The following is a 22,613-nucleotide window of genomic DNA, read 5'->3' on the forward strand; positions in this document are numbered from 1 at the left end:
TTTCATCATGAAAGTCAGCGTTGACGCTCTTCTCTCGGGGGCCGCTGGCGAACTCAGATGCGAAGCATCCGGGCTGGTCGATCAATTGGTGCAGATTTACCACGATGAGATCCCCGAGTTGTGGAAGGACGAGGATCTGGCCGATCCACTGCTGGCAAGCATCGCCGAAGAGCTCTCCACCGTGCTGTGTGCCCTTGAGGGACGGGTCGGTCTGGACGCCGTCGAGATACCGGCCTCTGCCGTGGACCACGCGCGTCGCTTCGCGCAGCGCGGCCGACCGCTCAGTGCCCTATTGCGGACCTACCGACTGGCCCAGGATTACCTGCTCAAGCGGATACTCGAGGAGGTCTGCCGGCTCACCGGCGACAGCAAGCTGATCAACGCCACGACCACCCGAGCGATCGCGCTGTCGTTCGAATACGTCGATCGCGCGGCAGAACAGACCGTCGCCGCATACCAGCAGGAACGGGACCGCTGGCTGCAGCGACGGCTGTCCGTGGTCAATGAAGCCGGCATGCGCGTCGGAACCACCCTGGACATCACTCGAACCAGCCAAGAGCTCGCGGACATCGGCATCGAGCACATCGCGGACCTGGTCGTCGTCGACCTGCTCGAGTCCGTACTCCAAGGGCACGACGCGGAGCGGCTGACGGCCCCGGTCGTCCTACGCCGGGTAGCCCAGCAGTCCATCCTGGACGGCTGCCCGGAAGCGACCGTCGAAATACGGCAGACACACACCTACCCCGAGGAATCCGCGCTTGCACGCGCACTTGCCACCGGGCAACCCTCTCGACACCGCATCGAAGCCTCCCACGCCCCGGACTGGGCGGTCGCAAGCCCTGATCGCATACAGACCATCGACACGTACCGCATCCACTCGATGCTGGCGGTCCCGCTGAGAGCACGTGGCACGGCCTTGGGGATGGCACAGTTCTTTCGCCACCATACGGTGGCCCCCTTCAACGACGACGATCTGCTTCTTGCCCAGGAGGTCGCCGCCCGGGCAGCCGTGTACATCGACAATGCTCGCCGCTATACCCATGAGCGCTCCACCGCGCTCACCCTGCAGCGCAGCCTGCTCCCGCAGCGCCTCCCCGAACTTTCCGCCGTGGAGGTGGCCGCCCGCTACCTGCCTGCAGGAGCCCACGCCGGAGTCGGCGGCGACTGGTACGACGTGATCCCGCTGTCCGGTGCTCGCGTCGCCCTCGTGGTGGGCGACGTGGTCGGCCACGGCATCCGCGCCTCTGCCACCATGGGCCGGCTTCGGACAGCCGTGCGCACGCTCGCCGATGTCGACGTCACACCCGACGAAGTCCTCACACGCCTGGACGACGTGGTCACCCGACTCCAACGGGAGGAGTCGCCGGCCACCGATGAGATCGTCGCCACCTGCCTGTACGCGGTCTACGACCCGGTCTCCCGCCGGTGCTCGCTCGCCAGCGCCGGGCACCTGCTTCCCGCCGTCGTCACTCCCGGCGGCGTGGTGAACTTCCCGGACCTGCCCATCGGTCCCCCATTGGGCCTCGGCGGACTCCCCTTCGAAACCGCCGAGTTCGAACTACAGGACGGCAGCCTCCTGGCCCTGTACACCGATGGACTTGTCGAGGCCCCCGCACGGGATATCGAAATCGGGCTCGCCCTCATACGCGACGTCCTCTCCCGGCCCGCCGCTTCATCCATCGAGGAAAGGTGCGACACCCTTCTGGCCACCCTGCTGCCGGGCCGTCCCACCGACGACATCGCCCTGCTCCTGGTCCGCACCCGCACACTCGACGCCGGCCAGGTCGCCGTATGGAACATCCCTGCCGACCCCGCCGCCGTCAGCGACGCCCGCAGGCACACGTCCGACCAGCTGATCGCCTGGGGCCTGGAGGACGCCATCTTCACCACAGAACTCGTGGTGAGCGAACTCGTCACCAACGCCATCCGCTACGGCGCCGGCCCGATCCAGCTGCGCCTGATCCGGCAAGCCACCCTCATCTGCGAAGTCTCCGACGCCGGCAACACCGCTCCACACCTGCGCCGCGCCCGCATCTTTGACGAAGGCGGCCGAGGACTGCTCCTGGTCGCACAACTCACCGAGAGTTGGGGCACCCGGTTCACCCGCTCCGGAAAGATCATCTGGGCAGAACAGTCTCTCCCGGACGCCCACCCCATGCCATAACGCGCATCAGGCGATGGGCCCGGGTCGGTACCGAACTCGAAAGCGTGATATTCGGTCACGCCGCCCGGACCCGCCGCCCCCGCCTCGGCGCGCGCGAATCGCACCGAGTCCTCCCAAGCCGGAGCATCATCACCCGACCTTGTCCGAGGCCTCGCAGGGCCAAAGGGGGCTCGGGGTCATCCCGGCGTCCACCGGACCGCCACGCGCACTGACGGGCTTCGCTTACCTACGTATTAAAGGGCCCGAAACATCCCTTTTTCGCCTTGACCAGGATGTTTCGGACCGGTTGACCCTTTGACCACACCCTGTTGGTCCGCGAGTTCGGAAGGTGTCCGGGCCGTGTTCTGGGCTGGGATGTTCGCGCATTTTGCAGGCGCCTCCGGCTTCAGGGGGCGCCTTCCGGGTTCGCGGCTCGGTGAGCGCTGCCGGGTTCAGTCGACGACGTTGAGTCCGAGGGCTGCGCAGACGCGGGCGGCCTGGGCCACGGAGATCATCGCGCCCGAGAATTGTGCGGCGGCGGCGATGGTGAGTTCGCCGAGGTCGGCGCCGCGCAGGTTGGCCTCGGTGAACGTGCAGCGGGTGAACGTGCGCGGACGCGGATCGGCGCGTAGTGCCGGGCGCAGGTCCAGGCCGGTGAAGTCGACGTCTGTCAGGTCGGTTTCGGTGGCGAGCGATGCCGGCGGGTCGGTTCCCGGGGTTCCGGTGGCGGTGCCGTGGTCGCGGAACGGCGGCGGTGTGGGGGTCATGGGGTTCCGGCCTCCCTTGATGGGGTGCGGGCAGTGCGTCGCGGTGAGCCGGCACGGTTCGGGCTCTCGGCCGGGCGGCGCCTCTCCGGGGGGGTGTCGCGGCGTCGGTTCACGCTCGAGCATATTTCATCTCCAGTGATACATCTCTAGTAATGTATCACTGGAGATGTTCTACTGACCCGGAAAGGCGGGCGGCTGGGACCACCCGGCCGCCTGACGAACCTCGCCGTACCGCACACCCTCGGCAGGCGCCTCGCCGCCACGGAGAAGAAGGACGCCGGCATGGAGCCGACCGAGTACCTGAACCTCGCGGGCCTGCACAACCTCGGCCGCCGCCTCACGGCCGCCGCCGCCGCGGCGATGAAGGACACCTCCGACCTGGGCACCACCGAACTGCTGCTGCTCGAATGCCTGTACACCGACGGCGCGCAGCCGGTGGGGACGCTCGCCCGGCGCACCGGCTTCGCACAGAGCCGGGTGTCCACCGTGCTGGCGGCACTCCGCCGCCGGGGCCTGGTCGACCTCGCGCCCGACCCCGCCGACCGGCGCCGCACCCTCGCCGAGATCGCCCCGCACGCCCGCGCCCAGGCCGGCCAGGCCAGGAGCCGCGACGCCGAACCCACCCTGCGGGCACTGCTCGCCGCTCTCCCCCGCGCGGACGCCGACAAGGTGATCTCCGCACTGGGCACCCTCGACGCGGCACTCGGCGACACCCGGCCCGACCCCGTGGACCCGGCGCCCTGACCGGTGCGCGCAGACCCGACGGACCATGAATACATCAGGAGGAAGAACATGCTGGTCATCACCGGTTTCCTGACGTTCCGCGCCGAGGACGTCTACGAGGTCGTCGAAGGGCTCCTCGCGGTGTCCGAGCTCAGCCGCAAAGACCCCGGCTGCATCGACTACTGGTGGGCCGAGGACCTGGAGCGCCCCCACACCTTCCGCTTCTTCGAGGCGTGGGAGACCGCCGAGCAGTTCGAGGCGCACCGCGGCATGCCCTACGAGGACGCCTTCAACGAGCGCTACCTGCCCAAGCTGGTCGACGTCGACGCGCACGTCTACACGGTCACCGCGCGCACATCGGCACTGGGCATGTGACCGCCGCGGGCCGCAACCCGCAAAGCCGGACGCCCACTCCCTGCCCAACCGGAACCACCGTGGCCGCCCGCACGCGGGCGGCCACGGCCGGGTGACCGCTCGCCTCGGCGACTTCGGACCTTGCGTCCCGCGACACCGATCCCGATCAAGAACGAGGAGCGTGCGTGACCGGCCGTTGGTCCGTCACCGTGAACGACCTTGTCCGGCAACGGGCCGGCGATCCCTCGACCGGGCTGCGGTACGGCGAACAGTCCTGGCCCTGGGACGAGCACACCCGCCTCGCCGCCCAGCGCGCCGCGTTCCTCGAAGCGCGACGCGAACGAAACCGGCCGTTCCACATCGGCGTACTGCCCGAGAACGTCCCCGAGTTCTCCTTTCTCCTCGCCGCCGCGGCCGTGTCCGGCGCCGTCTTCGTCGGCCTCAACCCGACCCGCCACGGCGCCGAACTCGCCCGCGACGTCGAGCACACCGACTGCGCGCTCCTGATCACCGGCGACCCGCACCTCGCCCGGCTCCGCGAGGCGCTCCCGCACTTCCCGGCCGCGCGGCTCATCAATGTCGACGACCCCACCTGGCGCGATGCGCTCGCCCCGTACGCGGGCGCCCCGCTGCCCGACGCAGCCCCCGCGCCCGACGACCCGTACATGCTGATCCTGACGTCGGGGACCACCGGCCACCCCAGGGCCGTCATCTGCTCGCAAGGAAAAATCGCCACCCTGGGCCGCGGCGTCGTCGCGATGCAACGGCTGACCGACGACGACGTGGCCTACTGCGCCATGCCGCTGTTCCACTCCAACGCGATGATCACCTGCTGGACCCCGGCGGTGGCCTCCGGCGCGACACTCGTACCCCGCCGCAGGTTTTCCGCCTCGGAATTCCTCCCCGACGTGCGCAGGTACGGCGTCACCTACGCCAACTACGTCGGCCGGCCCCTCGCGTACATCCTCGCCACCCCCGAACAACCCGACGACGCCGACAACATGCTCACCCGCGTGTTCGGTAACGAAGGCGGCCCGCAGGACGTCGAGCGGTTCGCGCGCCGCTTCGGCTGCGCCGTGTGCGACGGCTTCGGCTCGACCGAGGGCGGCCTGTCGTTCATGCCGGTCGAGGGCATGCCGCCGGGCGCGCTCGGCAGGGCCAACGGCGACATCCGCATCCTCGCCCCGGAGACCCGCGAGGAGTGCCCGCCGGGGCGGTTCGACGCGGCCGGGCGGCTGCTCAACGCGGACGAGGCGGTCGGCGAACTGGTCAACCTCGACGGCGCCGGGGCGTTCGAGGGCTACTGGAACAACGCGGACGCCACCGCCGACCGGCTGCGCGAGGGCTGGTACTGGAGCGGCGACCTCGCCTCCCGGGACGCGGACGGCCTGGTCTTCTTCGCCGGCCGCGGCGGCGAGTGGGTCCGCGTCGGCGGCGAGAACTTCGCTCGACACTCGTCACGCGGATCCTCGCCCGTCACCCGGACGTCGTGCTGGCGACGGTGTACGGGGTGCCCGACGAGGCGGCGGGCGACCAGGCCATGGCGGCGCTCGTGCTGCGCGAAGGCGCCCGCTTCGACCCCGCGGAGTTCGCGGCGTGGCAGGCCGCCCAGCCCGACCTGTCGCCCACCTGGCGCCCCCGCTACATCCGCGTCGCCGACGAACTCCCGCACATCCGGACCCACAAGGCCCTCACCCGCGTCCTGGCCCGCCAGGCCTGGCACTCGGGCCCAGGCGAGGTCTGGTGGCGCCCCGACGGTGCGGGCAGGGACTGCGCTTACCGGCCTCTCACCGACCCCGACGTCACGGCCCTGGAGTCCCGGTTCGCCGAGCACGGTCGCGCACACGTCCTGGACCTTCTCGACCGCCCCGAGGCGCGCAAGCAGTGGTGGAAGCGGCCCCGGAAGCCGACACGACTCCGCCCGGCAGGCGCACGGCGCGGTCGTGTCCGTCGTATCTCCGGCCCGGCGTAGGACCATTCGCCGGCGTCACGCGGGCCGTGTCGGTCGGCCGGCCAGCCGGCCTGGGCAGGGTCGGGCCGCCGTCGTCGGCGAGGGCTTGAACGGGAACATCGTTGCGAAGCGAAAGCCGGCCGAGATCGCGCAGGCCGAGGCTGTACCGGACGTCCGCGCCGAGACCGATCCGGGCGTCGCCGAACACTTCGTCACCCTCGAACTCGTGGGGTGGGTGGCGGCCGAGGCGGGCGCAGCCGGGGGCGTTCGGGTGCCTGGTCCCATGGCTCTCGTCCTGGTTACCGGCTAGTATTGCACCACTGTTGACAAGGATGGTGCATGGTTGATGGCGCCGTTCGATGCCCTGTGAGGTGGCCGATGTGCGGTGTGTTCCAGGGGCCTCGGCGGTGGGATCGCGGTGCGCGCGGGCGTGCCGCCGATCGCCGTCCGGGAGGCGGACGGTGAGCCCGGGCGGCGGGGTCGGGCGGTCGGTGGGGATGTCGGCGGCGCTGATCGCGGGCATGACGCTGGGCAACGTCGGCGGCAATCTGATGCCGGTGTTGCTCTCGGGCTACGCGTCCCGGTTCGGCCTGTCGGGCGCGGCTTCGGGGGTGGTGGCCGCGGCTCAGTTGCTGAGCGCGGCGGCGGTGACGCTGCTGGTGGCCCGGCGGGGTGGCCTGCGGGGGCGGGCGCGGACGGCTCGGGGCGGGCTCGCGGTGGCCGCGGTGGGATTGGCCGGTGCCGGGCTGGCGCCCGACCTGGTGGTGTTGGCGGCGGCGAACGTGTTGGCGGGGGCGGGGTTGGGGGCGGTGTTCGCCGCCTCCGCGGCCGGACTCTCGGCGACCGGTGACGCCGACCGGGCGTCGAGGGTGACGGTGCTCGGGAGCACCGTCGCGATCGCCGTGTTGCTGGTGGTGGTTCCGGCGGCGGACGCGGGCTGGGGTACCGGGGCGGGGTTCGTGGTGGTGGCGGCGTGTTGCGTGCCGGCGTACGTCCTGGTGGGCCGGCTTCCGGAGAGTTCGGGGCGGTCCGCGACGGAGGTCGTGCCGTCGGCGGGTGTTCCGGGTTTGCCGCTGCTGGGGGCGGTCGCGCTGTTGTTGGCCGCGGATCAGGGCACGTGGTCGTACGCGGCGGTGTTCGGCCGGGACCATGTGCGTCTGTCGTCCTCGGCGGTTTCCGTCGTGCTCGCGGTCGCGGGGATCTGCGCGTTGGGCGGGATCGTGACCGGCTCGCTGGCCGCGCGCCGTTTCGGGCGGGTGCCCGCGATGGCCGGGTGTCTCGCGCTGGGGGCGGTCGCCAGGGTCGTGGTCGTGTGCACGGGGTCGGCGGCGCCGTACGTGGTGGCGGTGGTGGTGTGGCAGTGCTGCTATCTGGCGGTGCTGGTGCTGGCCGCGGCGGCCGAGATCGACGCGAGCGGCAGGTGGGCGGTGGCGTTGAGCGGTGCGGTGACGGTGGGCGCCGGCCTGGGGCCGCCCGCGGTCGGGGCGCTGCTGGACGCCGTGGGTCCGTCGGGGCTGGGCGTCGTGCTGGCGCCGGCCGGCTGCGTGGCGGCCGTGCCGGTGCTGCGGATGGCCCGGCTCTGCGATCGGGCACCGGTCGCCGCCGAGGTGAGGCTCCCATAGATCGGTCGAGCGGTCCGTGGGGAGTGGGTCGGTCGTGGAGATCGTGTGGGGTCGGTGCGGATGGATCCCGTGGGCGACGAACCGTTTCGGGCACGGGACGACGTCCTTCTCGGTCATGGCCTTCGGCGGGTGCGGCGGCGACGTGTTCCCGGGTGCGCGGGTGGTGCTTCCATGCATGCGCGGCGGCCGTGCCGACCGGGTCCCGCTCTTGGTGGTGACCGCAGGCGACAGCCCCCTTCCTTGTGCACGGCGTTGTTCGCCGCGCGGCCACCGCCCCGATCGAGCCGGTGACGGTGGGTACGAGCGGATGGAGGCCGGGACCGGGGCGGGGCTCGCACGGATGGGCGAAAACAGCTTTCGAGCGGAGCCGGTCGAAGTTGTCGCCCGCGCTCGTCGGCAGCCGGCCGCCGGTCTCGGGACCGATGCCCGGCAGGGCGACCAGCGTCGGCGCTGCCCGGATGATCGGCGGTTGCCGGGTGGTGCCGCCTGCCGAAGGCACGGCACGCGGCCTGAAGGGTCCAGGAGCTCTCGCCCCCACAGGGCGGGCACGCCACCCCGTCGACGGTCCGGCCTCCCGGTCGACCGGCAGGGGCACGGTCCGACGCCGGAACGCGATTGCTTCCGGCGGGAAATGTGCTCACCCACCGGTGACCACGGCACCGAGTCTCGCCGACCCGGCAGCCCCTCAGGCGTTGTCGCGGGCGCGGAGGGCGCGGAGTTCGATGGCGTCGATGAACAGTCCGATGGCGGTCTCGAACTGGTCCTCCGCGTCGATGTCGGCGAGGTGCTGCGCCACGGAGGCCAGGTGCGGGTACTTGTGCGGCGACGCGGCGAGGTATTCGCGCTGCCAGGCCTGGCGGTCGCCCTCGCGGGCTTGTTCGTCCAGGGTGGCGACGGAGGCCTCGTAGGCCGACAGGGCCAGCGCGGTGTCCACCAGCGCGCGGTAGTACGAGGCCGCCTCGCGCCCGTGCAGCCCCGCCTCCAACAGGGCGCCGATCACGATGTCGGCGCCGCGGAACTCCGCGGCCCGGCGCGAGGTGCGCGCCGCCACCAGGACGGCCACGCCAGGATGCGCCCGGCAGGCGGCGCGGGTGCGGCGCGCGAGCGAGGCCAGCGTCTCGCGCCAGTTGGCCTCGGGGGCGAAGCCGTCCACGGCCTCCTCCACCAGGCGGGCCGCCAGGGCGAGCAGCAGGTCGTCCTTGCTGCCGAAGTGGCGTAGGACCGCGGTGTGGTCGGCGCCGAGTTCGGTGCCCAGGCGGCGGAAGGTGAGCGCGTCGGGGCCGTCGATTTCGATGACGGCCATGGCGGTGTCGAGGATCAGGGTGGGGTTGAGGAAGGGGGCGGGGCGGCGGCCGCGCCGCCTCGGGCCTGTCGCGGCCGGCTCACTCCCGCTTCCCGTCACGGGTGTCATCGTAGTGGGCCCGTCACCGGTTCCCGGCGCCGGCGACGTGGTCGACGATCGCCCGCAGGGCGGTGACGGTCTCCAGGTCGCGGGCCTGGTCGTCGGCGGTCGGCCAGGCACTGGTCTTGACGATCACCACGTCGGCCTGTGGGTCCACGTACAGGTACTGGCCGTGGATGCCCAGTCCGGTGAACGCCCTCCGTGTGCCGCCCAGGGTCCACCACTGGTTGGCGTATCCGTAGTGCGGGTAGCCGCTGGGGCCCAGCGCGCCGACCTCCAGGTGCTCCGCTCCCCGGCCCCGGCCGCGTGCCACCCACTGCTCGGGCACGATGCGCTGCCCGTTCAGCTCTCCGCCGCGGGACATGAGCAGGCCGATCCGGGCCAGGTCGCGGGTGGTGGCGTTGAGCGAGCCGCCGCCGATGGCGGTGCGCGGACGTGCGCGGGTGAGCCAGTAGTACGCGTCGTGCTCGGCCCCGATACGGCTCCACAGACGTTCGGCGGCGTACCGCGCCAGGCTCGTGCCGGTGGCGGACTCCAGTACCCAGCCCAGGACTTGGGTGTCGATCGTCGAGTAGTTGAACCGCGCGCCCGGTTGCGCCGTGCGCCGCACCGAGCGGACCACCTCGCGCAGGGAACCTCCGCCGCTGATCGCCCTCTCGAAGCGTCTGATGTCGTTGTCGGGGACGGTGTGCACCTCCAGGTCGCCCGCGCCGCTGCACATGTCGAGCAGTTGCTCGACGGTGGGCCCGTCGTAGGCGGTGCCCGCCAGGTCGGGCAGGTACGTGGTCACCGGATCGGCGACGCTCTTGATCGCGCCCTCGTCGACGGCGATGCCGACCAGCATCGACGTCACCGACTTGGTCAGGGAGAACATCTGGAATCGCACGCCGGGCCCGGCGAACCGCCCCGGGTAGACCTCGTGGACCAGTTCACCGCCGTGCAGGACGAGGAAGGAGGTGGTGTTCGTGTTCCGGTGCAGGTCCGTCAGGCTCCGCTCCGCGCCCCCGAAGGTATAGGAGACCTCCAGCGGTCCCGACCGGCCGGGCAGCGGGAACACCCGGCCGCCGCGCGGCACGTCCTCCGTGGGCATCACCGTTGCCATGTGGGTGAACGTCCACTCGTTGATCGGCCGCCGCGTCGCCAGCCGGCCCTGGTTGCGCCAGAGCCACACCGCCCCGGCGCCCGCTCCCGCGATCGCCGCGGCGTTCAACAACCGTCCCGACACGAGTGTCGTCACTTCGTCCCCTCGATCCCTCGGCGTCGCTCCCGGACGGACGGCCCGACCCGGGAAACCCCCCGATCGTCGCCGGCGGACCCGACGCCGGGGCAGCCCGCCACACCCAGGATACACCGACGGTGTCAACACTGGTGCATTCATCGGCTACCCACCCCGCCGGCGATAGCACGCTCCCCCGACAGGCCACCCCGGCTGTCCGGCACACCCTCGAGGACACCCGGGCATCCACGCACCCCGGACCGGACGCGACGACCGGAGCCACCTCCAGGCAGGTCGGTGGGTGCTCGACGCCGCCGAGCGTGATCTCGCACGCCAGGTGTGGCCGTTGTTGTTGACGGGGCCGCCGGCGCCGGGCGCGTTCGAGGACCCGGCCGAGGACGAACCGGCCATCCGCGGCTGCCTCCCGATGAGCGACCGCGACAAGGACGCCGAGAGATTCCGACGTTGCGCCACCAGTTCACCGTCTTGGAACGGCAGCTCGGGGACCGGCGGCCGCGGTTCACCGCGGCTGACCGGGCCCGGCTCGCCGCGCTGCCGCACCGCGCCACGTGCTGCGACGGCTCCGGCTGACCACGCACCCCGACACAGTCCTGCGGTGGCACCGCGACCCGGTCCGCCACCGGCACGCGGCCGCGTCCCGTCCGAAACGGCCCGGGCGCCCGTCGACGGACCGCTCGATCCGCGTCCTGGTGATCCGGCCGACGCGGGAGAACCCGACCCGGGGCCACCACCGCATCCACGGTGAACCCGCCGTCCTCGGCCTGCGCGTCGCCGCCTCCACCATCCGGGAGATCCTCAAGGACGCAGGCATCAACCCCGCACCCGAGCCCGGTGCCACCACCCGGGCCGCGGTCCTGCGCTCCCACGCCGAGGCGGTCCTCGCGTGCGACATCCTCGAGACGGTCACCCCGAACGGGCAGCGTCGGTACATTCCCGCGGTCATCGAGCACGCCACCCGCCGGATCCGGGTCCTCGGCGCCACACCGCACCCGACCGCCGTCCGGGCGGCCCAGGCCGCCCGCAACCTCGCCATGCACCTCGAAGACGCCGACGCCAGGGCCGCGTTCCTCATCCGCGACCGGGACCGGAAGTTCGCTGTTTGACGAGATCCTCGCCGACGCCGGGATCCGCACCGTCGTCACCGGCGTCCGCATACCCCGTATGAACGCGGTCATGGAGCGCTGGGTCCGCACCTGCCGCCACGAACTCCTCGACCGCACTGATCTGGAATCCGCGTCACCTGCTCCGTGCGCTGCGCGGGTTCGAACGGCATTACAAAGCGCACAGGCCGCACCGAACGCTCCAGCACGCGGCGCCGCTCCGGGCGCTGCCCGAGCCGATCACCGACCCCGACGAACTCCAGCGGTTGCGCATCCGCAGACAGGACCGACTCGGCGGCACCATCCATGAATACCGACATGCCGCCTGACCAGCGCGGATGGGGTTTCCGGCACCCACAAGGCCGCGGGCGAGCGAGGCCAGCCGGTCGCGAGTCGAGGATGTGCTTCCAGGTGCCGTCGCGCTGCCATCGACGGAACACGCCGTAGACCCTTCTGCCACGGCCCGTACCGCTCCGGCACCCCGGCCCGCGTCCGCCACCGGATCCCGTCGATCAGCTGCCGCTTGTCCATATCGGTGGCCGTCCGGACTTCAACCCGACCGGCAACAGCGCTTCCAGGCGCACCATTGACCATCCGTCAGATCTTCCCGTCCCACACGATGATCATGACAGACCAAGATCGACTTTTGAAACAGACCCCAGGAAGAACGGGCCGGCCAGTGACGTTTCCGCAGCGAGGTGACCTGCGCGAAGCGGTGTGAACTACCGCCTGGCGAAGGCGAGTCGGACGGACCACACCCGACCTCCTACGCAAGCGCGTTCTGCTCGAAGTCGTGAAGATCCAAACCACCGATGCACCAAACTCGCGCCAGAGCCAGTATCTACTGGCCGCTGTCATGGCGCTCTCACCGACCACGGGAGTCACCCGCAGCAGAACGATTTGTCGCAGGGCCGACCGTGTGGCGTGCCCTCGTTCTCCCCGTCGGCCGATTCAGGAGGGGTGGAAGGCCACCCGGATGTTCGGGTCTACGGGGGCGACCATGACGTAACCTCGGGCCTTCGTCCAGCGGTTGGGGATGAGGAACATCCGGGCGTTGGACTGGGCGAGCAGGCGCAGCCCCTCGTAGCGGAAGCGGAACCGCTGCCCCGACGGGTCCACCGGCAGCACGGTCTCGCGCACGCCCGAATAGTCGAAGTGGAGCCGCTCGGTCGTGTCGACCACGACGGCCGGCCTCAGCCGCAGGTGGGCCGCGAGGTAGCGGGCGTCGCGGGTGCCGTGCTGCCCCGCGTACACGTTCGCGGCCCAGAAGGACGACAGCACCACGAGCGCGGCGACGAAGGCCAGGGCCGTCGTCTCCCGTGCGACGGGGTGCTCGATGCCGGAGCTGCGCAGGGCGAACACTCGTGCGCAGGCGACAAGAAGGAGACCCCCACCGATGAGCAGCGGGGTCGTGAGCGCGGCGCTGGCCCACATCCGGAATCCGCCGAGCATCCCCGCCGCGAAGAGCAGGAGCCCCGCGACCATCAGGGCGTGGAGGACGTGCCGGACATGGGGAGGCCGGTCCGCCTCGGGACGGCGTCCGATCGCGGACGCGAGGTGGTACGCGAGTACGGTCACCAGACCCAGGGTCAGCGTGACTCCGGCCGGAAGGTAGAGCGGGCCGGCGCTGCGCAGGAGGTAGTCCTGGGTCGAGAAGCCGAGCGTTTGCGCGTCGATGCCGAAGTACTCGTACAGCGCGTCGGTGTAGACGAACCCGAAATAGAGGAGCAGCGCACCGATGGCCGTCGTGGGGGCGAGGATCGAGGCCAGGGTGCCGATCCAGTCGGCCGCTGTGCGTGAGGCAGAGTCGCCGTCCCGACCGCCTTCCCCGTTGCCTGGGCCGTTGTCCGGTTCGCTGTCCTGCCCGTTGGTTCGGTCGTTGTCTCGTCCGTTGCCTTCGTCGTTGTTGCCTTCGTCGTCCTCGTTTGCGTCCGTCATGGTCCTCGGTCCCGGTGTCGTCGTCGGGCCGCCGACCGGCGGGCCGCTCCTCGGCTGTCGGTCGGCCTCACGGGGCGGGCGACGTGGGCCCCTTGGGGTTCGACGTCGCCGGGCCGGAGGTCTTTGGAGTTGATGTGGCGTGCCCGGTGGGCGGTGGGGTTTGGGAGGCGGATGACGTGCCGGGTGCGTTTTGGGGGGGCGATGACGTGCCGGGTGCCTTCTGGGGGGCCGAGGGCGAGTCGCCGCCGTCCTTCTGTTCCTTCCCCAAGACGTTGCTGGCCGTTTGGCGATGCCCCTGTGCGTCCGTCAGTTGGGCACAGACCGTGTGTGTGATGCCGTCCGAATCGCCGGTGAACGTGAAGGAGGCGGTCTCGGTGGCCTTCGGGAGGACGGTGACCGTCTTCTGAGGGGGAGTCGCGCGCTGCCGGTGTTGTGCGTCGGTGCAGTCGGCGAGGGTCACCGTGCCGACAAACGTTGTGGTGTCAGAGGAATTGCTCACCACCACCTGGGCGAAGGGCCACCCTCCGGGGAAGAAGCCGGAGAGGCGGCCCGCCGATTGGAATCCGCCGTCTCCTTCGGGGTTCGGCGCCCCGCCCGCCCCGCCTTCCGCGCCTCCGGGTTCGCCGGTGCCGCCGGTGCCGCCGGTGCCGCCGGGACCTTGCGAACCGGAACCCGAAGTCGAGGACGACGTCTCGACACCCTCGGGATCCGTCGTCGTATCGCGTTCGGAGCCCCCCGACGAGCAGCCGTACAGCACGGCCGACGTCGTGGCCAGGAGGGACAGCACCGCGATCGCTCTCGTGGTCCTGGTGCCCTGCGACGCGATCCGAAATCGTCCTGTTTTTCGCATGAACAGCATTCTGATGATAATCATCGGAAAAAGCGAGAAACCGGTACATATAGGTGTGGCGTGACATTCGCCGCCGTGACGCAGGCGGTCCCGGCCGACCCGGTGGGACGGACGTTCGGAATCCCTGGTCCGAGCAGCGGTGGCGCACGTGCGATCGCGCGATGAGCACAGTGCTGATCATCGGTGTCGGTGACGTGGGGCAACGGCCCGCGTTGAGCCTCGCGGCCGGAGGGAGGATGCGGCGGCTGGTTTCTGGCGTGGTCCAAGGCGCCACGGACGGCCCGGATCGCTTGGGGCCAGAAGGCCGTTCGGGGCTGGTGGAACGCGGGAGTTCCCCCTCTCTGGGCGGTGCGGTTCCGGCTCCTCGGTGTGCGCGGGCGGGGACGGGCGAACCAGGCGTCCCAGCAGAAGGAGAACGCGCAGTTGACCAAGGTCTGGTGGCCGCGGTTGGCGGTGTCGGATGTTGGTGGGTCGCGCGAGAGGGCTCCCGGGCGCCACACTGCGGTAAACGGGTCGTGCGGAGGTCCGCAACGGTGCGGGGTTCGTCCGATGACTCGGCGTACGCTCCCGGTGCCCGAATATCCGCTCGTCTCGCACGACTTACTGCTGTACGACACCGACGCGCGGTTCCTGGGGTCGGCCGGTCCGTTCGTCGAGGCCGGACTGGCCGCGGGTGAGCCCGTGTTCGTGGTCACCGGCCAGCGCAACGCCGACCTGCTGCGGGACCTGTTCGGCGCGGGCCCGGCAGGCGTGACGTACGCGGGCGCGGGGCCGGTATCGCTGCCCGCCCAGGCGTTGACGGCCTATCAGGCCCGGGCCCGGGTGCAGGGCCGGACGCGGGTGGTGGGCGAGATCCGGTGGCCGGCCGGGACCAGGCGCCGGATCCGCGAGTGGGCACGTTTCGAGGCGTTGCCGAACGTGGTCCTGGTCGCCACCGGCGCCCGCCATCTGTGCCCGTACGACGTGCGGACCCTGCCTCTCGGTGTCCTGCGGGCGGAGCTGCGCACCCGCCCGGGATTGCCCACCGCCGGGGGTGGCTGGGCGAACCCGACCTACGTTGCGACGCGGGATTTCAGCGCGGCGTGCGACGGCGCGGCCCTGCCGGAACCGCCCACGGGGCACCGTCGTTTCGACGTCCGCGGCGTCCGCGAGGTCGCGGACCTTCGATCATTCGTCGCCCGCCACGCGCGCGCCGGCGGCCTGGACGCGGAGCGGGTCGGGCTCTTGGTGCTGTGCGTGCACGAGACCGTCTCGGTGCCTCTCCTCGCGTTCGGCGACCCCGGTGGCGCCGAGATCGCCGCCACGGCAGCCCTTGCACTGCTCCTGGCTGCGTTCGACGCGGCCGGCGCCGACCTCAAGGACCTCGAGATCGACCTGCGGCTCGACCTCAGGACATCGGGCATCCTGCCGGGTCTCAGGCCCTCTGCGGCCGGCGTACGGACAACGCCTCGCTTTCGCCGAGTGGTCTTCAGCGCCTACGTCGCCGCGTCCTGCCTGACCGTGCCCGGCCTGGCTCAACCCGGGGCGGGCACCATGCTCCGTGCCGTCGCCTGCGCCGCGACCCTCCTTGGTGGGTGGCCGCTGCTGCGCTGGACGATCGCCCCCGTGATCGCCTCGGGCGGCCGAAGCGTGCTGTGCCTGGGCGGTCCGTTCATAGCCTATCTCTGCGCGGTGGCCGCCTCGGCACCCCGGTCCACGATGATCCCGGCGGCCATGGGCGTGATCACGGGCCTCACGGCCCTGGCCGCGTGCCCCGGAGCAGTGGCTCGGGCATCGGGCCGACGGACCGCCCGACACGCCACGAAATCGCGGCGCGTGTGGCCCCAGTGACTCCTATCGTGCGGGTCCATGCTCGGACAGCTTCTCGATACGGGACCAGGACACCTCGCCGGACATGAACCACTCCTCCTTCGGCACAGGGGCAGGGAAGCGCCCGCGCGGGGGCGGGCCGGCCACCCGACGAAGAGAAGACGGGAAGCGGGCCCGGGAATCGATGGGTTCGACGGGAACGCCGGACGGGATCAGCGATCGGAAGGCCAACCAGGGCCTGTACGGAGTTGGCTATTCGGTGGGTTGCAGGCTGTTTTGGGGCAGGCAGCTTTCGCGGCGTTCGATCCGGTGACGACTACGACCACGAGTCATACTCGAAGTATGATTTGAGGTATGACAATCAAGGAACGCGTCAGTGACGATCCCTGCGGACCTGTTGGCCACCGCCAAGGCGGCGTCGGCGGGGAACCTGTCCGCGTACGTCGAACGCGCGCTACGCGCCGAGGCCCTGCGGGAGGCGGGCGAGGCGATCGAGGCCTGACGCGGCCGACACGGCGACGACGTCGAGGAACTCGCGGACGTCTTCGGCGAGGACATCGCGTGACGGTGGCATGCGAGCCATGGGGACCTGCGGGTGCCGCTGGAGAGCATCGACTACGACGCCGAGACCGGCACGTCGTACCCACTCGGGCAGTGGGTCGGCGACCAGCGACGGGCCCGGGCGGCCGGATCGATCACGCCGCACCGCATCGAGCTGCTCGAGCAGCTGGGCATGGTGTGGAACACCGACGACACCGCCTTCGAGGACGGACTCGCCATAAGCCGCGCCTACTTCGCCGTCCACGGACACCTGGCGGCGCCCAAGCCCGCAGCCGTCAACGGGTACCCCGTCGGGCAATTCCTCGCCAACTGCCGACGGCCGCTGGAGACACGCCGGAACCCCGAACGATGGCGCGAACGCTGGGCGCAACCAGCGCCCTCGACCCCGACTGGAACCCCACCGGACGCGACGACCCGGCCAAGCGGTGGTCACTGGACTGGCAACGCATGCACGCCGCCGTACGCCTGCACACCGAAGCCAGCAGCAGCGTCGACGACCTGGTCCCCGGACACACCGTCGGCGGCGAAGACGTCGGAACCCGGCTGGACCGGCAACGGCGCAGCGGCGTGAACCTGACACCGGCGCAGCGGGCGGCGCCGGCCGAGGTCGGCGTCGTGACCACCTCGTGCCAGACCACGTCGATCTCCACGCCCACACCGTCGGCAACCCCGGGTGTCAGGTCCTCGACCAGCGCGATCACGCGATCGACCCCATCACGGTCCGGCTGCCACTGCGAATCACTCGGAATGATCGACAGGACGCCATCGCTCACAGCTTCCTCACCTCGTCAGACCACGGCAACGACGCGACGCAACGCTATCGATCACACGTTCCGACGCAGTGCGGACAACACCTCACGCAGCAACACCCACGTTCAAGCGCCTCCTTCACCCCACCCGATGCGAGGACTGGAGGACTGACCGCCGCACACGACGTGCTTCGCCGGTCGGGAAGGGTGAGGGCTCCTCACCGCACTCGGCATGAGGCGGAGAGACCGTGGCTCAGAGTTGTTGTGGCCGGACGATCGGGGGAGCCCGCCGGGTCGTGTGTGGTGCGGCAGCGCGCTCACCCGAGGCAGCGGAACCAGCGGCGGACGCCTGGCCCGATATCCCGGAACGACGACGTCCAGGCGTGTGCCCTGGCGGGCCCGGCCCCCGGATCGCGCGGGGCGGGCTCGAGGAATTCCCGCTCGAGGAGGGCTCGTTCGCCGTTGGGCAGGCACACCATCACCCCGTACGAGGGATGGCTGTCGACCACCGCCGAAACGACAGCGCCACGCGCGTAATAGGCCACGCGCCGATTCTCGCGCACCCCGACGAACAACCCCACACGCCCCCTGCGGTGGGCGGCATCGGTCGGAGGGCAACTACGACCACGTCCCCATCGAGCCGACACGCCTGGGATACGTCCCACCCGACACACAATGGCTCTCCGCGGCGGCAGGATGAGGGCATGGTGAACGACGATGTGGCTTCGACCGCGCTCCTGCGGCGGCTCGACGACGCGGACCACCCGACGGCGCCCCGAGAGTACGACGAGCAGGAGATCTCGGCCATGCTCGACCGGCTGGTGTCCCGGTTGGAGGCCGACTTCGCGACCCGCTGCCCGGCACGGCGCTACCACCGGAACACCGTCGAGTACGCCCGTGTCGTCGTCCCGGGCGAGGCGACGGTGTGCGGTGAGCGGATCGTCGTCTCCGTGAGCAACTTCGGCTCGCCGGCCATGGTGGCGGCGGAGAACCCCGGCGCGTATCTGGGGACGGACGACGCGCGCGAGGAAGGGGCGCTGGACATCGGGGACCTCGCCACCGTGGAACGCGCTCTGAACGACACCGGGTACGTGGTGGTAGCCGAAGAACTGCTTCACACCCGATACGACGGACCCGCACCGCTGCGCAAGGACGCGCGGTGGCCACCCACCTGGTGGGACCGCTACTTCGGCCACCCATAGACCCGACAACCCCAGGCGGTGGTGCTGCGACACCGCAGGTCAACGCATCCCTCCGCCACAGATCCATGTCGGTGGCCGAACACCCGCCCGGCAGCGAGAAACCCCGAAACGGGCACCGCCACACGCCGCGTCATACCACCACTGACACACCACCGTCGCAGACCAACAACCCACACAGTCGAATTCCTCACAAAAAGCCCGCGAATCATGGCGTCCGCCCTGCGCCCCGTTCGGATGGCGACGCACGACATCGACCGCCCGCGGGAGCTTGCCGCCGACCAGGAAACCTCAGGCGAGCACAAACCGCCTGATGGGCTGTGCGGGTGTGGGATCTTCGGTGTGGTCTCGCGAGGGCGGGGTCGGTTCGACAAACTGCGGCCCGCGGCGGGCCGTTCGGGGGAATTATCCATGGCTGTGCGGGTGTTGGGTGGTCGGTACGAGCTGGTCGCGTTCGTCGGCCGGGGCGGTATGGGAGAGGTGTGGGAGGGCAGGGACCGGGTCATCGAGCGCCGGGTGGCGGTCAAGCTGCTGCCGCACGACCGGCGGGACACCTCCGGCGCCGAGTTGTTCTTCCGCGAGGCCCGCACCGCCGGCGGATTGAGCCACGCCGGCGTGGTGACCGTGTTCGACCTCGGACAGGACCCCGACGACGGCACCCTCTACCTGGTGATGGAGTACCTCACCGGGCGGGACCTGGACACCGTGCTCCGCGAGGACGGCCCGCCCGAGGTGGCGACGGCGACGGACTGGGCGGCGCAGACCGCCGCGGCGCTGCACGTCGCCCACCGGGCCGACGTCGTGCACCGGGACCTGAAACCGGCGAACCTGATGCTCGGCCCGGACGGCCGGATCACGATCCTCGACTTCGGCGTCGCCCGGTACATGGCGGCCACGCACAAGTCGAGCAAGGTGATCGGCACGCTCGCCTACATGCCTCCCGAGCGATTCGGCGACCTCCCCGGGGACGCCCGCTCCGACCTGTACTCCCTGGGCTGTGTCCTGCACGAACTCCTCACCGGGGACATTCCCTTCCAGGCCACCGGTCCGGTCGCGATGATGGCCGCCCACCTGCACCGGGAACCGGTACCACCGGGCGACATCCGATCCGGCGTCCCCGCCGCCCTGGACGACCTCGTCCTGGCGCTGCTCGCCAAGAACCCCGACCATCGCCCCGCGAACGCGGCCGAGGTCCACGGCAGACTCCGCGAACTCCCCGCCCACACCGCCGCGCACACCGCGGACACGACCGTCGTCACACCGGTGCACCGGCCCCCCGTCGACCCCCCGCAGCGGCGGCGGGTCACCCGCCGTACGGCGCTGCGGCTCGGCATCGGCGCCGCGGCGGCCGCCGGTGTCACCACCGCCCTCGCCCTGACCGACACCGACTCCTCGCGGGTTCGGTGGCGACGCAGCGTCTCCTCCGGCCTCTCGTCGCCGGCGGTGGTCGACGGGGCGGTGTACGTCGGCAGCGCCCAAAACCTGTACGCCCTGAGCGCGGCCACCGGAGCCAAGAAATGGGACTTCGGCGCAAACTCCCCGCTCAGCTCGGCGCCGGCGGTCGCCGACGGGGTGGTGTATGCCGGTAGCTATGGGAATCTGCACGCCCTGAACGCGGCCACCGGAGCCAAGAAATGGAAGTACGCCACCATGAGAAGGGAAACCTCGGCGGCACTGGTGACCGCCGGCACGGTGTACTTCAGCGACTACCGCTCCATGCACGCAATAGACGCGGCCACCGGAGCCAAGAAATGGGAGTTCGACACCTACGCGAAGGACGACATCCGCGCGGACGTCCCCCACCCGTCGCCGGCGGTCGCCGCCGGAACGGTGTACTTCGGCGGCACCGACAACAACGTGTACGCCCTGGACGCGGCCACCGGGGCCACGAATGGGGCCGCGAAATGGGTCTTCGCCGCCGGCGACGCGATCCACTCGTCACCCGCGGTCGCCGACGGGTTGGTGTACGTCGGCTGCAACGACAACAACGTGTATGCCCTGGACGCGGCCACCGGGGCGAAGAAATGGACCTTCGCCACCGGCGGGGACGTCTACTCGACGCCGGCCATCGCCGGCGGAGTCTTGTACATCGGCAGCGCCGACAACAACGTGTACGCCCTGGACGCGGCCACCGGGGCCAAGAAATGGGTCTTCGCCGCCGGCGACGCGATCCACTCGTCACCCGCGGTCGCCGACGGGGTCGTGTATATCGGCTGCGACGACAAGAAGTTGTACGCCCTGGACGCGGCGACCGGCGCCCCGCGATGGGCCTTCACCACCAGCGCGCCGGGCGCGTTGTCGCCGGTGGTGGTGGACAAGGTGGTGTACCTGTGTGCCGGCGACGATGTGTACGCCCTGGACACGACCTGAACCAGTCTGGCGCGACGACCCTATGACCTGGCAACCGAGCCCACGAGGAGGCGATCCTCGTGGAGGGTATGCGGGTGATCACCCCGCAGAAGCTCGACGCGCTCGAGAAGGCGGTGCCCGCCTACGCCGTCGCGCTGAGCGACGGCATCGGCCGATGGGGACAGGAACACACCGTCCAGGGGCAGTTGACCCACCACAACCTCACGGCGCCGAATCTGTTCAACCCCTACGCACAGAGCGCACCTCCCTGGAAGGGACGCCCCTCGCCTCCCGACGAACCCGCCCCGACCGCATGTTCGATCGGCGCGGGTTCGTCGGGGCCGCCGGGAATCAGGTCCGGGTCGGGTGCGGGATCGACCATCGACGTCCGGTGTCGGGATCGCCCGCCCACACGTACTGCTCATTGGGAGTGACGGTCATGCCGTGGTCGTACAAGCGGATCCGCCCGTCGTCGATCCATCGGTCCCAGGCTGCGAGGAGTTCGGCGGCGAGGCGTCGGGGTCCGCCTTCGCGGACGAGGACGTGGTCGTCGTCGCGCGTGGTGGTCAGGGTCACCCAGGACGCGGCGCCATCGTGCGCGCGCACCGTCGTGCCGTCCGGCCCGGGCGGGGTGACGGTGTAGCGGACGTCGGGCAGGGCCACGCGCAGCGCCCACAGCACGTTGTTCGGTCGACGACTGTTCGACGAGGTGACGCATATACCCCCGGAAACATCCTGCAGACCCACTCGCCGATCTCCGGCCTGTAGCGGTCCGGTCCGGTCCGGTCCCTCGCGAGTGATTGCCCGGGTCCTGCCGATGCGCGAACATCCTCGGATGGAAACGGACGAGGACCGGACGCTGGTGCGCGTGGTGCAGACCTGTCACGGCTTCCCCTCGCAGTGGAACGCCTGGACGGCAACCTGCCGATACCTGTATCTCCGATACCGACACGGCGGGGGCAGCGTCGAATGGCACCGCGGCCCGGACGATGCGGACGACACGCCCGAGACGTGGAACGAGGGCCTGTCCGGGCTCCTGGTCGAATGGGACGACGGCACCGACGGCGGCGAGATCGGCCTCGAGGACTTCCTCGCGGCAGCCGGCCTGGTGCTCGCGCCGGATGCCGCAGTCGGCTGAGCTCGTGGCGTCGAACCACGCGGACCCGGGCGCGATCGCGGGTGCGCCCCTCGGCGGGTGGCCCGCTCACAGGCCCAAGGCCCGCAGCGGCCCGTGAAGAGACGAACACAGGTGCAGGGACCCGTGCTCTCGGACCGAGGCGGCCGGCCCCGGTGGCGTTGTCGGGATGGTCGCCGACAGCGCCCCCACTCGTCACGAGCCCGCGTGCCGGGTGGTGCCGCTCAGGCACGCGACCCGATGCGCGTACGCACGGTGCCTCGTGGGCTCGCCGGGACGCAGAGACGGAGGCGGGTTCATGGCGGGCCGTGGCTGCCGCCGGAGCACGGGCGAACGACAAGCGGGCCGGGGGCAAGGAACCGCGAGAGTCCGGCGCCGGATCCCTGGGCGCGACGGGCCGGTCGTGGAACGTCACGGGGCCCGCGACAAGCGCCGCCGTATGCCACGCGACCGGTTCGGCGGGCACACGGGGATCGGCGTCGACGCCGACCTCGACCGCGCACTCCAGGGTGCCGTGCCAACGCCGCAGGAACCCGACACCGTCCGAGGTGATCGACGGGAGTTCGTCCACGACGCCCGGGAATCGCCGCGGACGCGCAACCCGCCCTCGCCTCCCACCTGTTGTCTATTCAAACTAGCCATGATTGGCTAGCCCGAGTAGACAAGGATGAGTGCCGCCACTTCGCGCTCGCCGGCGCCCCGCGTTCCCGAGAGGATCGATCGC

General features: G+C 70.9%; 17 protein-coding genes and 4 pseudogenes. 14 read left to right on the plus strand and 7 right to left on the minus strand.

All coding sequences use genetic code 11. The features are described from left to right. Positions 1–7: 7 nt before the first annotated feature. A complete protein-coding gene (locus OG948_RS36000; protein ID WP_406300454.1) occupies positions 8–2,164 on the plus strand; it encodes a SpoIIE family protein phosphatase in 2,157 nt (718 codons plus the stop codon). A gap of 431 nt (positions 2,165–2,595) precedes the next feature. Here the strand turns inward: OG948_RS36000 and OG948_RS36005 are convergent, their stop codons facing one another. Further along, complete coding sequence (locus OG948_RS36005; RefSeq protein WP_331769185.1) at positions 2,596–2,910, minus strand: pentapeptide repeat-containing protein; 315 nt, start codon at positions 2,908–2,910, stop codon at positions 2,596–2,598. Positions 2,911–3,192: 282 nt separating this feature from the next. Here OG948_RS36005 and OG948_RS36010 point away from each other — a divergent pair, with 282 nt between their 5' ends. From OG948_RS36010 to OG948_RS36030, 5 genes and pseudogenes are all read left to right on the plus strand, one after another. Beyond that, positions 3,193–3,654: a MarR family transcriptional regulator gene (locus OG948_RS36010; protein ID WP_331769186.1), complete on the plus strand. Its 462-nt coding sequence runs from the start codon at positions 3,193–3,195 to the stop codon at positions 3,652–3,654. Positions 3,655–3,702: 48 nt separating this feature from the next. Beyond that, complete coding sequence (locus OG948_RS36015; protein ID WP_331769187.1) at positions 3,703–4,008, plus strand: antibiotic biosynthesis monooxygenase; 306 nt, start codon at positions 3,703–3,705, stop codon at positions 4,006–4,008. A 188-nt stretch (positions 4,009–4,196) separates the two neighbouring features. Beyond that, positions 4,197–5,234 (plus strand): annotated as a pseudogene (locus tag OG948_RS36020) (AMP-binding protein); the annotation flags it as partial. Positions 5,235–5,497: 263 nt separating this feature from the next. Then, the gene (locus tag OG948_RS36025; RefSeq protein ID WP_331773405.1) at positions 5,498–5,959 is read left to right on the plus strand and encodes a hypothetical protein; all 462 of its coding nucleotides are present in this window, start codon (positions 5,498–5,500) and stop codon (positions 5,957–5,959) included. A 440-nt stretch (positions 5,960–6,399) separates the two neighbouring features. Continuing rightward, positions 6,400–7,560 (plus strand): MFS transporter, encoded by a 1,161-nt coding sequence (locus tag OG948_RS36030; RefSeq protein ID WP_331769188.1) that lies wholly within the window; start codon positions 6,400–6,402, stop codon positions 7,558–7,560. Positions 7,561–8,245: 685 nt separating this feature from the next. On the opposite strand, the gene OG948_RS36035 is transcribed toward OG948_RS36030, so the two are convergent. Together OG948_RS36035 and OG948_RS36040 are read right to left on the minus strand one after the other, a co-directional pair. After that, a complete protein-coding gene (locus tag OG948_RS36035; protein ID WP_406300455.1) occupies positions 8,246–8,971 on the minus strand; it encodes a TetR/AcrR family transcriptional regulator C-terminal domain-containing protein in 726 nt (241 codons plus the stop codon). A gap of 13 nt (positions 8,972–8,984) precedes the next feature. After that, entirely contained in the window at positions 8,985–10,199 is a 1,215-nt protein-coding gene (locus OG948_RS36040) for a serine hydrolase (protein WP_331769190.1), read from the minus strand. Between the two features lie 406 nt (positions 10,200–10,605). Here OG948_RS36040 and OG948_RS36045 point away from each other — a divergent pair. Continuing rightward, positions 10,606–11,628 (plus strand): annotated as a pseudogene (locus OG948_RS36045) (integrase core domain-containing protein). Positions 11,629–11,661: 33 nt separating this feature from the next. On the opposite strand, the pseudogene OG948_RS36050 reads toward OG948_RS36045, so the two are convergent. Continuing rightward, positions 11,662–11,915 (minus strand): annotated as a pseudogene (locus OG948_RS36050) (transposase); the annotation flags it as partial. A gap of 335 nt (positions 11,916–12,250) precedes the next feature. After that, positions 12,251–13,237: a hypothetical protein gene (locus OG948_RS36055; RefSeq protein ID WP_331769191.1), complete on the minus strand. Its 987-nt coding sequence runs from the start codon at positions 13,235–13,237 to the stop codon at positions 12,251–12,253. Positions 13,238–14,636: 1,399 nt separating this feature from the next. Here OG948_RS36055 and OG948_RS36060 point away from each other — a divergent pair. From OG948_RS36060 to OG948_RS36075, 4 genes and pseudogenes are all read left to right on the plus strand, one after another. Further along, positions 14,637–15,917: an MEDS domain-containing protein gene (locus tag OG948_RS36060; RefSeq protein ID WP_331769193.1), complete on the plus strand. Its 1,281-nt coding sequence runs from the start codon at positions 14,637–14,639 to the stop codon at positions 15,915–15,917. 355 nt (positions 15,918–16,272) lie between these two features. Beyond that, complete coding sequence (locus OG948_RS36065; RefSeq protein ID WP_331769194.1) at positions 16,273–16,398, plus strand: type II toxin-antitoxin system CcdA family antitoxin; 126 nt, start codon at positions 16,273–16,275, stop codon at positions 16,396–16,398. Positions 16,399–16,473: 75 nt separating this feature from the next. Next, a pseudogene (locus OG948_RS36070) lies at positions 16,474–16,620 on the plus strand (helicase associated domain-containing protein); the annotation flags it as partial. Between the two features lie 9 nt (positions 16,621–16,629). After that, a complete protein-coding gene (locus OG948_RS36075; protein WP_331773406.1) occupies positions 16,630–17,028 on the plus strand; it encodes a Helicase associated domain protein in 399 nt (132 codons plus the stop codon). Positions 17,029–17,523: 495 nt separating this feature from the next. Here the strand turns inward: OG948_RS36075 and OG948_RS36080 are convergent, their stop codons facing one another. Then, positions 17,524–17,787, minus strand: a complete 264-nt coding sequence (locus OG948_RS36080) for a hypothetical protein (RefSeq protein WP_406300456.1) — start codon at positions 17,785–17,787, stop codon at positions 17,524–17,526. Positions 17,788–17,910: 123 nt separating this feature from the next. On the opposite strand from OG948_RS36080, the gene OG948_RS36085 reads away from it, so the two are divergent. Further along, entirely contained in the window at positions 17,911–18,408 is a 498-nt protein-coding gene (locus OG948_RS36085; RefSeq protein ID WP_331769196.1) for a hypothetical protein, read from the plus strand. Between the two features lie 408 nt (positions 18,409–18,816). Further along, a complete protein-coding gene (locus tag OG948_RS36090; protein ID WP_331769197.1) occupies positions 18,817–20,775 on the plus strand; it encodes a PQQ-binding-like beta-propeller repeat protein in 1,959 nt (652 codons plus the stop codon). A 330-nt stretch (positions 20,776–21,105) separates the two neighbouring features. Here OG948_RS36090 and OG948_RS36095 read toward each other — a convergent pair whose 3' ends face one another. Further along, entirely contained in the window at positions 21,106–21,501 is a 396-nt protein-coding gene (locus OG948_RS36095) for a hypothetical protein (protein WP_331769198.1), read from the minus strand. Between the two features lie 88 nt (positions 21,502–21,589). Between OG948_RS36095 and OG948_RS36100 the strand changes: the two genes are divergently transcribed. Continuing rightward, positions 21,590–21,892 carry a hypothetical protein gene (locus OG948_RS36100; RefSeq protein ID WP_331769199.1) on the plus strand — a complete coding sequence of 101 codons (303 nt, stop codon included), beginning with the start codon at positions 21,590–21,592 and terminating at the stop codon, positions 21,890–21,892. Positions 21,893–22,613: the final 721 nt, after the last annotated feature.

It is taken from the genome of Embleya sp. NBC_00888, from assembly GCF_045207655.1.
Lineage (GTDB): Bacteria > Actinomycetota > Actinomycetes > Streptomycetales > Streptomycetaceae > Embleya.